The sequence below is a fragment of the Rhizobacter sp. P5_A1 genome (assembly GCF_056400745.1).
Map to the genome: position 1 here is coordinate 97,866 of NZ_JBFUKR010000015.1, position 13,730 is coordinate 111,595.

At 66.7% G+C, this 13,730-nt stretch carries 11 protein-coding genes; all 11 read left to right on the forward strand.

The annotated features are described in order from the left end of the window. The first annotated feature begins 39 nt into the window (after positions 1 to 39). The 11 genes from aroB (at position 40) to AC1DTW_RS17350 (ending at position 13,730) form a co-directional block, all read left to right on the forward strand. Entirely contained in the window at positions 40 to 1,131 is a 1,092-nt protein-coding gene (aroB, locus tag AC1DTW_RS17300) for a 3-dehydroquinate synthase (RefSeq protein WP_477982521.1), read from the forward strand. After that, complete coding sequence (locus AC1DTW_RS17305; RefSeq protein ID WP_477982522.1) at positions 1,128 to 2,318, forward strand: deoxyguanosinetriphosphate triphosphohydrolase; 1,191 nt, start codon at positions 1,128 to 1,130, stop codon at positions 2,316 to 2,318. The genes aroB and AC1DTW_RS17305 overlap by 4 nt, the downstream gene beginning before the upstream one ends. 37 nt (positions 2,319 to 2,355) lie before the next feature. Beyond that, positions 2,356 to 3,048 (forward strand): transposase, encoded by a 693-nt coding sequence (locus AC1DTW_RS17310; RefSeq protein ID WP_477982523.1) that lies wholly within the window; start codon positions 2,356 to 2,358, stop codon positions 3,046 to 3,048. Between the two features lie 133 nt (positions 3,049 to 3,181). Beyond that, complete coding sequence (locus tag AC1DTW_RS17315) at positions 3,182 to 7,945, forward strand: glutamate synthase-related protein (RefSeq protein ID WP_477982524.1); 4,764 nt, start codon at positions 3,182 to 3,184, stop codon at positions 7,943 to 7,945. A gap of 25 nt (positions 7,946 to 7,970) precedes the next feature. After that, positions 7,971 to 9,461: a glutamate synthase subunit beta gene (locus AC1DTW_RS17320; protein WP_477982525.1), complete on the forward strand. Its 1,491-nt coding sequence runs from the start codon at positions 7,971 to 7,973 to the stop codon at positions 9,459 to 9,461. A gap of 158 nt (positions 9,462 to 9,619) precedes the next feature. Next, positions 9,620 to 10,474, forward strand: coding sequence for an ABC transporter ATP-binding protein (locus AC1DTW_RS17325; RefSeq protein WP_477982526.1), 855 nt, complete (start codon positions 9,620 to 9,622; stop codon positions 10,472 to 10,474). Then, on the forward strand, positions 10,471 to 11,250 hold the full coding sequence (gene mlaE, locus AC1DTW_RS17330; RefSeq protein ID WP_477982528.1) for a lipid asymmetry maintenance ABC transporter permease subunit MlaE: 780 nt from the start codon (positions 10,471 to 10,473) through the stop codon (positions 11,248 to 11,250). The genes AC1DTW_RS17325 and mlaE overlap by 4 nt, the downstream gene beginning before the upstream one ends. Positions 11,251 to 11,302: 52 nt before the next feature. Continuing rightward, the gene (gene mlaD / locus AC1DTW_RS17335) at positions 11,303 to 11,812 is read left to right on the forward strand and encodes an outer membrane lipid asymmetry maintenance protein MlaD (protein WP_477982529.1); all 510 of its coding nucleotides are present in this window, start codon (positions 11,303 to 11,305) and stop codon (positions 11,810 to 11,812) included. Beyond that, a complete protein-coding gene (locus tag AC1DTW_RS17340; RefSeq protein WP_477982530.1) occupies positions 11,809 to 12,648 on the forward strand; it encodes an MlaA family lipoprotein in 840 nt (279 codons plus the stop codon). Before mlaD ends, AC1DTW_RS17340 begins: the two co-directional genes overlap by 4 nt. Before the next feature lie 114 nt (positions 12,649 to 12,762). Further along, positions 12,763 to 13,398 (forward strand): MlaC/ttg2D family ABC transporter substrate-binding protein, encoded by a 636-nt coding sequence (locus tag AC1DTW_RS17345; RefSeq protein WP_477982532.1) that lies wholly within the window; start codon positions 12,763 to 12,765, stop codon positions 13,396 to 13,398. Between the two features lie 8 nt (positions 13,399 to 13,406). After that, entirely contained in the window at positions 13,407 to 13,730 is a 324-nt protein-coding gene (locus tag AC1DTW_RS17350) for an STAS domain-containing protein (protein ID WP_477982533.1), read from the forward strand.

Consider the following 13,730-nt stretch of genomic DNA (forward strand, 5'->3'; position numbering starts at 1 on the left):
AGTGCCGCCGCCCGCGCGGTGCCCTCGTACACTTGGGCGATGAACTCCGGCATTGAGCGTGTCCACATCGACCTGGCCGAGCGCCGCTACGACATCCTGATCGGGTCGGGCTTGCTGGATCGGCCCGAAATCTATCGCGACCTTGCGACCGGCCATGCGGCAGCCATCGTGACCAACGAGACCGTCGCGCCGCTGCTCGCTGAACGCCTGACGGTGGCGCTGCGGGGCACGTTCGCACAGGTGCAATTGATCGTGCTGCCCGATGGTGAGTCGCACAAGGGCTGGACCGCGCTCAACTCGATCTTCGATGCGCTGCTCGCCTCGGCTTGCGACCGCAAGACGGTGCTGTTTGCCCTCGGCGGTGGCGTCGTCGGCGACATGACCGGCTTCGCCGCCGCCTGCTACATGCGCGGCGTTCCGTACGTGCAGGTGCCGACCACGCTGCTCGCGCAGGTCGACTCCTCGGTCGGCGGCAAGACCGCGATCAACCATCCGCTCGGCAAGAACATGATCGGCGTGTTCAACCAGCCCTTGCGTGTCGTCGCCGACATCGACTCACTGGACACCCTTCCGCAGCGTGAGCTGGTCGCTGGCCTTGCCGAGGTCATCAAGTACGGTCCGATCGCCGATGACGCGTTCCTCGACTGGATCGACGCGAACCTCGATGCGCTGAAAGCCCGCGACAAGGCGGCGCTGACGCATGCGATCAAGCGCTCGTGCGAGATCAAGGCCGGCGTCGTCGCGCAGGACGAGCGCGAGGCCGATCTGCGCGCGATCCTGAACTTCGGCCACACTTTCGGGCACGCGATCGAGACCGGCCTGGGCTATGGCGAGTGGCTGCATGGCGAGGCCGTCGGCTGCGGGATGGTGATGGCGGCGGATCTGTCGGCGCGGCTCGGCCTGATCGGCGCCGACTATGCACGCCGCATCCACGCGATCATCGAGCGTGCCGGGCTGCCGGTCGTCGGGCCGAAGCTGGGAACGCAGCGCTACCTCGAACTGATGCGGCTCGACAAGAAGGCCGAGGCGGGAGCGATCCGCTTCGTCGTGATCGAGGCGCCCGGTCGTGCCGGTCTGCGCCGAGCGCCCGATGCGCTCGTGGCGCAGGTGCTCGAGGCGCACACAGGGTGAGTGGCTCGAGCTCGCCGCCCGGCTCGCTCAGCGCCTGGGCCAGCGACCCGGAGAAGACCCGCGGGCGGCGCCACGCCGAAGTCCCGGCGCCAACGCGCAACGACTTCCAGCGCGATCGCGATCGCGTCGTGCACAGCACTGCGTTCCGCCGCCTCGTCTACAAGACCCAGGTCTTTCTGAACCACGAGGGCGACCTGTTCCGCACGCGCCTGACGCATTCGCTGGAGGTCGCGCAGCTGGCGCGCTCGATCGCGCGGACGATGCGCCTCAACGAGGATCTGTGCGAAGCGATCGCGCTCGCTCACGATCTCGGGCACACGCCGTTCGGCCATGCCGGGCAGGATGCGCTCGACGAGCGCCTGCGCCAGGTCGATCCGGACAGCCGCGGCTTCGAGCACAACTTCCAGAGCCTGCGCGTGGTCGATGTTCTCGAGGAACGTTATCCGGCGTTCGACGGGCTGAACCTGAGCTTCGAGACGCGCGAGGGCATCCTGAAGCACTGTTCGCGGCGCCGTGCGCTCGCGCTCGAGGCCGACGAGCCAGGCGGCGTCGGCCGCCGGTTTCTCGATCGCAGCCAGCCGAGCCTGGAGGCCCAGGTGTGCAACCTGGCCGACGAGATCGCCTACAACACGCACGACATCGACGACGGCGTGCGTTCCGGCCTGCTGGTCTACGAGCAGTTGCTCGAGCTGCCGCTGTTCCTGACCTTCCATCACGAAGCACTGCGCAGCGCGCCGACGCTGACCGGCCGGCGCCTGCTGTACGAGACGCTGCGCCGCATGCTGTCGGCGCTCGTCTACGACCTGATCGATGCGTCGACCGTACTGCTGACCGCAGGTCGGCCCGACTCGGCCGACGCGGCGCGCCAAGCGCCGCCGCTGATCGCGTTCAGTGCCGGCATGGGCGAGGAATTGCGCCAGGTGAACGCTTTTCTGCGCCGCGGGCTGTATCGGCACGAGCAGGTGGTGCGAACGACCGATGGTGCGAGAACGGTGGTCCGCGAACTGTTCGACGCCTACCTCGCGCGTCCGGCGCAGCTGCCCGCCGAACACGCGCGGCGCCTGCCGTTGCAACAGGCCGTGGTCGACTACATCGCGGGCATGACAGACCGGTTCGCGCTGAAGGAGCACCGCCGCCTGACCGGTGCGACGATCGAGCTCGGCGATCCGCGCGCCGGCCCGAATTGACCACCGTCACGTCGGACGAATCCCGCCCATGGCCCGCATGCCGCGCCTGGCCGTCGCCGGCCAACCGCATCTGGTGGTTCAGCGCAGCGGCGGCGCACAGCCCGCATTCGTCGACGACCTTGACCGCCTTGCCTACCTCGACGCGCTGCGCGAGCTGACGCGCGGCGGCCCGGTTGCGCTGCACGCGTACGCGTTGCTCGACGATGCCGTGCTGCTGCTCGCGACGCCGCGCGATGCCGCCGACCTCGGTCGCTTCATGCAGCGCGTGAACCGGCGTTACGTCGCGACGTTTCACCGGCGCCACGGCGGGAGCGGTTCGCTTTGGGCAGGCCGCTTCCAGGCCACGGCGCTGGACCCGGAACGTTATTTGCTTCGCTGCATCGTGATGATCGAACAGGCGCCGGTCCGGGCTGGCGCAGCGGGGATGGCCAGCGAATGGCCCTGGTCCAGCGCGCGCCACCATGTCGGTCGCGGCGCGGCCCCCGCGATCACCGAACACGAGTTCTGGTGGCGGCTCGGCAACACGCCGTTCGAGCGGGAGGCACGGCATGACAAGGAATTGCAGCGCCCACTGCGCGATGACCAGGTCGCTGAATTGTTCGGCGCCGCGCGCGGTGGCTGGCCGCTCGGCGCGCCGGCGTTTGTCGCTGCGGTCGCAGCGACGAGCGACCGGCCGGTCGCGCCACGACCGCGCGGTCGGCCTCCGCGCAGAGCCAGCGGCACCGATTGATCTATCATTTGAACTGTCCCCATTTAATACGAAATGACATAGCAATCTTCTAAAATGGGGACAGATTGGAGAGATTGTTCTTGAGCGCCATGCTGCACTGCAGTATCCTTCGCCGAATTCACGGAGCGCCGCCATGCCAAAACACGCCCTCGGGCCCGCCACTTCCGCTCCCGCGCCCGTCCATGAGATCGACGCTGCGCAACGCCTCGGCCTGTACGACCCGAGCCGCGAGCACGATGCCTGCGGTGTCGGCTTCGTCGCCCACATCAAGGGCCAGAAGGCGCACAGCATCGTCGAGCAAGGGCTGAAGATCCTCGAGAACCTGGACCACCGCGGCGCGGTCGGTGCCGACAAGCTGATGGGCGACGGCGCCGGCATCCTGATCCAGATCCCTGACGAGTACTACCGTGCCGAGATGGCGCTGCAAGGCGTCGAACTGCCGCCACCGGGCGAATACGGCGTCGGCATGATCTTCCTGCCGAAGGAGCATGCCTCCAGGCTGGCTTGCGTGCAGGAACTGGAGCGTGCCGTCAAGGCCGAAGGCCAGGTGCTGCTCGGCTGGCGCGACGTGCCGGTCGATGCCGAGCTGCCGATGTCGCCGACGGTGCGCGCGAAAGAGCCGATCCTGAAGCAGATCTTCATCGGCCGCGGGCCCGACGTGATCGTCCCGGACGCGCTCGAGCGCAAGCTGTATGTGATCCGCAAGACCGCTTCGGCGGCGATCCAGGCACTGAAGCTGACGCATTCGCGCGAGTACTACGTGCCGAGCATGAGCTGCCGCACGATCATCTACAAGGGCCTGTTGCTGGCCGACCAGGTCGGCAAGTACTACAAGGACCTGCAGGATCCGCGCGTCGTCTCGGCACTTGCACTGGTGCACCAGCGCTTCTCGACCAACACGTTCCCCGAGTGGCCGCTCGCGCACCCGTACCGGATGGTCGCGCACAACGGTGAGATCAACACCGTCAAGGGCAACTTCAACTGGATGCGCGCGCGTGAGGGCGTGATGAGGTCGCCGGTGCTCGGCGACGACCTGAAGAAGCTCTACCCGATCAGCTTCGAGCACCAGAGCGACACCGCCACGTTCGACAACGCGCTCGAACTGCTCGTGATGAGCGGCTACTCGCTTGCCCATGCCGCGATGATGATGATCCCCGAGGCCTGGGAGCAGCACGCGACGATGGACGAGCGCCGCCGCGCGTTTTACGAATACCACGCCGCGATGATGGAGCCGTGGGACGGCCCGGCCGCGATGGTCTTCACCGACGGCCGCCAGATCGGCGCGACGCTCGATCGCAACGGACTGCGCCCGACGCGCTACATCGTCACCGACGATGACCTGGTGGTCGGCGCCTCCGAGTCGGGTGTGCTGCCGATGATCGCGGAGAACCGCATCGTCAAGAAGTGGCGCCTGCAGCCCGGCAAGATGCTGCTGATCGACCTCGAACAGGGTCGCATCATCGAAGACGAAGAACTGAAGAACCAGTTCGCGTCCGCCAAGCCGTACCGCCAGTGGATCGAGAGCGTGCGCGTCAAGCTCGACGACGTGCCGCCCGGCGAGCGGCCCGCCGCGCACCCCGAATCGCTGCTCGACCGGCAGCAGGCCTTCGGCTACACCCAGGAAGACCTCAAGTTCCTGCTCAGCCCGATGGCGCAGGCCGGCGAGGAAGGCATCGGCTCGATGGGCAACGACTCGCCGCTCGCGGTGCTGTCGGACAAGAACAAGCCGCTCTACAACTACTTCAAGCAGCTGTTCGCGCAGGTCACGAACCCGCCGATCGACCCGATCCGCGAGGCGATCGTGATGTCGCTGGTGTCGTTCATCGGCCCGAAGCCGAACCTGCTCGACATCAACGCGGTGAACCCGCCGATGCGCCTCGAGGTGGCGCAGCCGATCCTCGATTTCGACGACATGGCGCGGCTGCGCGAGATCGAGAAGCACACTGGCGCGAAGTTCAAGAGCTATGAGCTGAACATCACGTACCCGCTGGTCTGGGGTGACGAAGGCGTCGAAGCCAAGCTGGCGTCGCTCTGCGCCGAAAGCGTCGACGCGATCAAGAGCGGTCACAACATCCTGATCATCAGCGATCGACAGATGAACCGCGACTTCGTCGCGATCCCCGCGCTGCTCGCGCTGTCGGCGATCCATCAACACCTGGTGCGCGAAGGCTTGCGCACGACCGCGGGGCTGGTCGTCGAGACCGGCTCGGCGCGGGAAGTGCATCACTTCGGCGTGCTCGCCGGCTACGGCGCCGAGGCGGTGCACCCGTACCTCGCGATGGAAACGCTCGCCGCGATGCACAAGGAGCTCGCCGGCGACCTCTCGGCCGACAAGGCGATCTACAACTACGTCAAGGCGGTCGGCAAGGGTCTGTCGAAGATCATGTCGAAGATGGGCGTGTCGACCTACATGAGCTACTGCGGCGCGCAGCTGTTCGAGGCGATCGGGCTCGAGAAGGACCTGGTGCAGAAGTACTTCCGCGGCACCGCGAGCCAGGTCGGCGGCATCGATGTCTTCGATGTGGCCGAAGAGGCGATCCGCATGCACAGGTGCGCGTTCGGCGACGACCCGGTGCTCGAGAACATGCTCGATGCCGGCGGCGAATACGCCTGGCGCGTGCGCGGCGAAGAGCACATGTGGACGCCCGACGCGATCGCCAAGCTGCAGCACAGCGCGCGCGCCAACAAGTACGAGACCTACAAGGAATACGCGCAGATCATCAACGACCAGTCGCATCGGCACATGACCTTGCGCGGGTTGTTCGAGTTCAAGGTCGACCCCGCGAAGGCGATCCACATCGAAGAGGTCGAGCCGGCGAGCGAGATCGTCAAGCGCTTCGCGACCGGCGCGATGTCGCTCGGCTCGATCAGCACCGAAGCGCACGCGAACCTCGCGGTCGCGATGAACCGGATGGGCGGCAAGAGCAACACCGGCGAGGGCGGCGAAGACCCGGCGCGCTACCGCAACGAGCTGAAGGGCATCCCGATCAAGCAGGGCACGAAGTTCAGCGACGTCATCGGGCCCGGCAACATCCAGGTCGACTTCGAGTTGAACGAGGGCGATTCGCTGCGCTCGAAGATCAAGCAGGTCGCTTCGGGGCGTTTCGGCGTCACGACCGAATACCTGTCGAGCGCCGACCAGATCCAGATCAAGATGGCGCAGGGCGCGAAGCCGGGCGAAGGCGGCCAGCTGCCGGGCGGCAAGGTCACCGACTACATCGGCATGCTGCGCTATTCGGTGCCCGGCGTCGGGCTGATCTCGCCGCCGCCGCACCACGACATCTATTCGATCGAAGACCTCGCGCAGCTGATCCACGACCTGAAGAACGCGAACTCGCGCGCCAGCATCAGCGTCAAGCTCGTCAGCGAGGTCGGCGTCGGCACGGTCGCGACCGGCGTCGCGAAGGCGAAGGCCGACCACGTGGTCATCGCCGGCCATGACGGCGGCACCGGCGCGTCGCCGTGGAGCTCGATCAAGCATGCCGGCACGCCGTGGGAGCTCGGTCTGGCCGAGACCCAGCAGACACTGGTGCTGAACCGGCTGCGCTCGCGCATCCGCGTGCAGGCCGACGGTCAGATGAAGACCGGGCGCGACGTCGTCATCGGCGCGCTGCTCGGCGCCGACGAGTTCGGCTTCGCGACCGCTCCGCTGGTCGCCGAGGGCTGCATCATGATGCGCAAGTGCCACCTGAACACCTGCCCGGTCGGCGTCGCGACGCAGGATCCGGTGCTGCGCAAGAAGTTCACCGGTCGGCCCGAGCACGTCGTCAACTTCTTCTTCTTCGTCGCCGAGGAGGCGCGCTCGATCATGGCGCAGCTCGGCGTGCGCAAGTTCGACGATCTGATCGGACGCGCCGACCTGCTCGACACGAAGAAGGGCATTGCCCACTGGAAGGCGAAGGGTCTGGACTTCAGCCGCGTGTTCCAGTCACCGACCGCGCCGGCCGAGGTGCCGCGCCGCCAGACCGAGGCGCAGGACCACGGCCTCGCACGCGCGCTCGATGTCAAGCTGATCGAGAAGTGCCGCCCGGCGATCGATCGCGGCGAGAAGGTGCAGTTCATGGAGGAGGTGCGCAACGTCAATCGCACCGTCGGCGCGATGTTGTCGGGCGAACTGATCCGGCACCGGCCCGAGGGCCTGCCCGACCAGACCATCTTCATCCAGATGGAGGGCACCGGCGGCCAGAGCTTCGGCGCATTCCTCGCGAAGGGCATCACGATCTACCTGATCGGCGACGCCAACGACTACACCGGCAAGGGCATGAGCGGCGGGCGCATCGCGATCCGGCCGTCGATCGAGTTTCGCGGCGATGCGACGCAGAACATCATCGTCGGCAACACCGTGCTGTATGGCGCGACCAGCGGCGAGGCGTTCTTCCGCGGCGTCGCCGGCGAACGCTTCGCGGTGCGCCTGTCGGGCGCGACCGCGGTCGTCGAAGGTACCGGCGACCATGGCTGCGAGTACATGACCGGCGGTACGGTCGCCGTGCTCGGCAAGACCGGCCGCAACTTCGCGGCGGGCATGAGCGGCGGCGTCGCCTACGTCTACGACGAAGACGGCAGCTTCGCATCGCGTTGCAACACCTCGATGGTGACGCTTGGCAAAGTGCTGAGCACCGCCGAGCAGGAGGCCGACAAGCCGCTGTGGCACCAGGGCCAGAGCGACGAGGCCTTGCTGAAGAAGCTGATCGAGGACCACCACAAGTGGACCGGCTCGCTGCGGGCGCGCCACATCATGGACCACTGGGTCGAGTCGCGCGCGAAGTTCGTGAAGGTCTTCCCGAACGAGTACAAGCGTGCGCTGGGCGAGCAGGCCGCGAAGCTGGCCGCCGCCAAGGCGATCCAGGATGCCGGCAGCGCGACGAAGGCCAAGAGCCAGTCGGTGCCCGCCAAGTAAGCCACCACGAGAAGAACACGCCATCATGGGAAAAGTCACCGGCTTCATGGAATACGAGCGCCTCGAAGAGGGCTACGCGCCCGTCGCCGAGCGCAAGAAGCACTACAAGGAATTCGTTATCGGCCTCAAGGAGGACGAGGCCAAGATCCAGAGCGCGCGCTGCATGGACTGCGGCACGCCGTTCTGCAACAACGGCTGCCCGGTCAACAACATCATTCCCGACTTCAACGACCTCGTGTACCGGGCCGACTGGAAGAACGCGTTTGCGGTGCTCGACTCGACCAACAACTTCCCCGAGTTCACAGGCCGCATCTGCCCGGCGCCGTGCGAGGCGGCGTGCACGCTGAACGTCAACGACGACGCGGTCGGCATCAAGAGCATCGAGCACGCGATCATCGATCGCGCCTGGTCCGAGGGCTGGGTCAAGCCGCGGCCGCCGAAGGCGAAGACAGGCAAGCGCATTGCGGTCGTCGGCTCCGGCCCGGCCGGCATGGCGGCGGCGCAGCAGCTGGCGCGCGCCGGCCACGACGTGACGCTGTTCGAGAAGAACGATGCGATCGGCGGCCTGCTGCGCTACGGCATCCCCGACTTCAAGATGGAGAAGACACACATCGATCGCCGCGTCAGGCAGATGGAGGCCGAGGGCGTGTCGATGCGCACCGGCGTGCTGATCGGCAAGCTTCCGGAGGGTTCGAAGGTCACGAACTGGGCCAAGGAAACGATCACGCCGGAGCAGTTGAAGGCCGAGTTCGACGCGGTGCTGCTGACCGGCGGCGCCGAGCAGTCGCGCGATCTGCCGGTGCCGGGCCGCGAGCTCGATGGCATCCACTTCGCGATGGAGTTCCTGCCGCAGCAGAACTTGATCAACGCCGGCGGCAAGCTCAAGAACCATGGAATCACCCAAATTCGCGCCGATGGCAAGCACGTGATCGTGATCGGCGGCGGCGACACCGGCAGCGACTGCGTCGGAACCAGCAACCGCCACGGTGCAGCCAGCGTCACGCAGTTCGAGCTGCTGCCGATGCCGCCGGAGTCCGAGAACAAGCCGCTGGTCTGGCCCTACTGGCCGATCAAGCTGCGCACTTCGTCGAGCCATGAAGAAGGCTGCGAACGCGAGTTCGCGATCGCGACGAAGGAGTTCATCGCCGGCGAGGGCAAGGACAAGGGCAAGGTCAAGGCGCTGAAGGCGGTGCGTGTCGAGTGGCAGGGCGGCAAGATGGTCGAGGTGCCCGGCTCGGAGCAGGTGCTGCCGGCGGACCTGGTGCTGCTCGCGATGGGTTTCGTGAGCCCGGTTTCGAGCGTGCTCGAGGCCTTCGGCATCGAGAAGGATGCGCGCGGCAACGCGCGGGCGAGCGTCGATGCGGTCGGCGGCTACGCGACCAACGTCGACAAGGTCTTCGCCGCCGGCGACATGCGGCGTGGCCAGTCGCTGGTCGTGTGGGCGATCCGCGAAGGACGGCAGGCGGCGCGCGCGGTCGATCTGTTCCTGATGGGTGCGAGCGACCTGCCGCGTTGAGTTGCGAGCTCGAGACAGCGCATGTGAAGGTGTGCAAAAGCGCCCGAGGCGGCGCAACGGCCGCGAAGGTCGCGTGAGACAATCGTTTTCGACAGCCGACCGCGCCAGAAATGCGGCCTCGTTGCGCTGTTGTGGCCCGCGACAACAACGCCCGAAGAATGCCGAGTGACCCCAGCCGAACGAACCCCGACGCCGTCAGCCCCGACACGCTGATCGCGATCGACCACGTCACGTTCGGCTACGACCCCGGCAGGAACATCCTCAACGACATCTCGATGTGCTTCGGGCGCGGCCAGGTCACCGCGATCCTCGGCGGTTCGGGCTGCGGCAAGACCACCGTGTTGCGCCTGATCGGCGGGGTGCATCCGGTGGGCAGCGGCAGCATCCGCGTCGATGGCGAGGCGATCGACACGCGCAGCGCCGAGCAGCTCTATCGCCTGCGCCGCCGGCTCGGCATGCTGTTCCAGTTCGGCGCGCTGTTCACTGACCTGTCGGTGTTCGAGAACGTCGCGTTCCCGCTGCGCGAGCACACGGATCTCGACGAAGAGATGATCCGCGACATCGTGCTGATGAAGCTCAATGCCGTCGGCCTGCGAGGTGCTGCGAAGCTGCGCATCGCCGAGATCTCCGGAGGCATGGGCCGGCGCGTTGCGCTCGCCCGTGCGATCGCACTCGACCCCGAAGTGCTGCTCTACGACGAGCCGTTCACCGGCCTCGATCCGATCGCAATGGGCGTCACCGCGAACCTGATCCGCAAGCTGAACGACGCGACCGGCGCGACCTCGTTGATCGTCTCGCACGATGTGCAGGAGTGCTTCGAGATCTGCGACTACGCCTACATCATGGCCGCACCCGGCGTCGTGATTGCGCACGGTCGGCCCGAGGAACTGAATGCCAGCACCGACCCGCAGGTGCGCCAGTTCATCCGCGGCGAGCCCGACGGGCCGGTGCCGTTTCACTATCCCGCGCCGTCGCTGGCGCAGGATCTCGGCCTGCGCGGCGCCCAGGCATGAACTGGATCGGCGCGATCGGCCGCTTCGTGCTCGAATGCCTGCGCGCGCTCGGGCACCACGCGTTCTTCTTCTGGGAGCTTGTGCGTACGCTGCCGGCGTCGCTGCGCCGTCCGTACTTCGCGGTGGTGCAGGTGCACGCGCTGGGCAACCTCTCGCTGCTCGTGATCCTGTCGTCGGGGCTGGCGGTCGGCTTCGTGCTCGCGCTGCAGACCTATTACGCGCTCGTCACCTACGGCGCCGCCGATTCGGTTGGTCTCGTCGTCAACCTCTCGCTGGTGCGCGAGCTCGGCCCGGTCGTCACCGCACTGCTGTTCGCGGGCCGTGCCGGTACCTCGCTGACGGCCGAGATCGGGCTGATGAAGGCCGGCGAGCAACTTGCCGCGATGGAGCTGATGGCGGTCGATCCGAAGAGCCGGGTACTCGCGCCGCGCTTCATCGGCGGCATCATTGCGATGCCCGTTCTGGCGCTGTTGTTCTCGGCCGTCGGTATCCTCGGCGCCTACGTCGTCAGCGTGTTGATGATCGGGCTCGACCCGGGCAACTTCTGGTCCATCATGGAACACGGCGTCGACGTGAAGCGCGACCTCGGCAACGGCATCGTCAAGAGCATCGTGTTCGGCGTGATCTGCAGCTTCGTCGCGGTCTACCAGGGCTTCGAGGCCACGGCCACGCCCGAGGGCGTGGCGCGCGCGACCACACGCACGGTCGTGATCTCGTCGCTGAGTGTCCTGGCGATGGACTTCGTGCTCACCGCGCTGATGTTCTCGACGCGCTGAGCGACAACAGAAAGAAGAAGCAGATGAAAACACGTTCTGACGAGGCCTTGCGATGAACCGAAGAGGCACCGAAATCTTGGTCGGTTTCTTCGTGCTGCTCGGGATCGCCGCCCTGGTGTTCCTGGCGCTGAAGACTGCGAACCTGGGCACCTTCAACGGCGGTGAAACCTACGTGCTGACCGCGAAGTTCGACAACATCGGCGGGCTGAAGGTGCGCTCGCCGGTGCGCAGCGCCGGCGTCACCGTCGGCCGCGTGTCGGCGATCGTGCTCGACCCGAAGACCTTCCAAGGCGTCGTGAAGCTCGACATGCAGAAGTCGGTGCAGTTCCCGGTCGACTCGTCGGCACGCATCCTGACCTCTGGCTTGCTCGGCGATCAGTATGTCGGCCTCGAAGCTGGCGGCGACGAGAAGAACTTCGCCCCCGGCGACACGATCAAGCAGACCCAATCGGCGATCGTGCTCGAAAGCCTGATCAGCCAGTTCCTGTTCAGCAAGGCGGCCGACGCAGGTGCAGCGCCGGCCGCTGCTGTGCCGCCCACAGCCGCCGGAGGCAAGAAATGATCCGCACCTCCAACACGCGCCCGTGGTACGGGCTCGCGCTGCTGACCCTGACGGTGAGCGCGTCGCTCGTGCTCGGCGGCTGTGCGACAACGCAGACTCTCATGAAAGACGCCCGCGGCGGCCCGGGCGCGCGCCTCGACCCGTGGGAGAACTGGAATCGCAAGGTCTTCGCGTTCAACGAAGGGCTGGACGAGAAGATCCTGAAGCCGGTCGCGACCGGCTACGCGAAGGTCGTGCCGCAGTTCGTGCGCCGCGGCGTCGACAACTTCTTCGCGAATGCCGCCGATGCGTGGTCGGCCGTCAACAACGTGCTGCAGGGCAAGGGCGAGCCGGCGTTCACCGATGTCGTGCGCTTCACGACCAACACCGTGTTCGGCTTCTTCGGCGTGCTCGACATCGCCAGCGAGTTCGGGCTCGAGCACCACTATGAAGACTTTGGCCAGACGCTCGGCCGCTGGGGCTTCGGCGCCGGCGCCTATGTCGTGTGGCCGCTGATCGGGCCCTCGTCGGTGCGCGAGTCGATCGCGCTGCCGCTGGATCGCACCGCGTCGCCGGCGCTCTACCTCAACAATGGCAGCTGGCAGTTCGGCATCGTCGGGCTGCAGATCATCAACACGCGCGCGAAACTGCTCGGTGCGAGCCAGGTGATCGACGACATCGCGCTCGACAAGTACAGCTTCATTCGCGATGCCTACCTGCAGCGGCGCCGCAGCCTGGTCTTCGACGGCGACGCGCCCGACATGCCCGAGGCGCCGACACCCGCCGGCACGCCAGCGTCGGCACCCGAAGCGCCCGAGGCCCCGGCGCGCGGCGCGTCGACGCCGGCGAAGCCGTGAACCGGATGCTCGCCTCGCGCGTTGTAGAGGGCGGACCGCACTGAACCAAGCGACCCGCACGGGCTCAGACAGCGATCGGGCGCTGCGGCGCCGGTCCAACGAAAAGGAAACAACATGTTGTTCAAGCGAATCATTCCGTGGCTGACCGCTGCGCTGTTGCTGACCATAGGTAGCGCATTCGCGCAGGCGCAAGCCCAGGCGGGCAAGGCGCCCGATGCGTTGATCAAGGAAGTCTCGACCGAAGTGCTCGATGCGCTGCGGGCCGACAAGTCGGTCAAGCAGGGTGATGTGCAGAAGATCATTGCGCTGGTCGACACCAAGGTGATGCCGTACGTGAACTTCCAGCGCATGACGTCGTCGGCTGTCGGCCGCTACTGGCGCCAGGCCACACCCGAGCAGCAAAAGCGCCTGCAGGATGAATTCAAGATTCTGCTCGTGCGCACGTATTCCGGCGCGCTCGCGCAGGTCCAGGACCAGACCGTCGAACTCAAGCCGATGCGCGGCGCGCCGACCGATCCCGAGGTCGTCGTGAAGACCGAGATCAAGGGTCGCGGCGACCCGATCCAGCTCGACTACCGGCTCGAACAGACGCCGAACGGCTGGAAGATCTACGACGTGAACGTGCTCGGCGTCTGGCTCGTCGAGAACTACCGCAACAGCTTCTCGCAGGAGATCGGCTCGGGCGGCATCGACGGTCTGATCTCGAAGCTCGCTGCGCGCAACAAGTCGGCCGGCGCCTCGAAGAGCTGATCGCGCCCATGCTGCTGCTGCCCGCCAGCGTTACCGCCAAAGAGGCCAACGACACGCGGCGCCTGCTGATGCAGGCGCTGAAGGACGAGCAGCAGCACCCCACCGTGGTGATCGACGCCTCGAACCTTCAGCAGTTCGACTCGGCCGCGCTGGCCGTGCTGCTCGAATGCCAGCGCGCGGCGGATGCCTGGGGCAAGCCGTTCGCGCTGCGCCATGCGCCGCCAAAGCTGATCGCCCTGGCGCGCTTGTACGGCGTCGACGTGCTGTTGATGCCTGATGAGATTCTCGTCACCGAATCAGGCGGGACCGCGGCGCAAGCATCGCCGCCATGA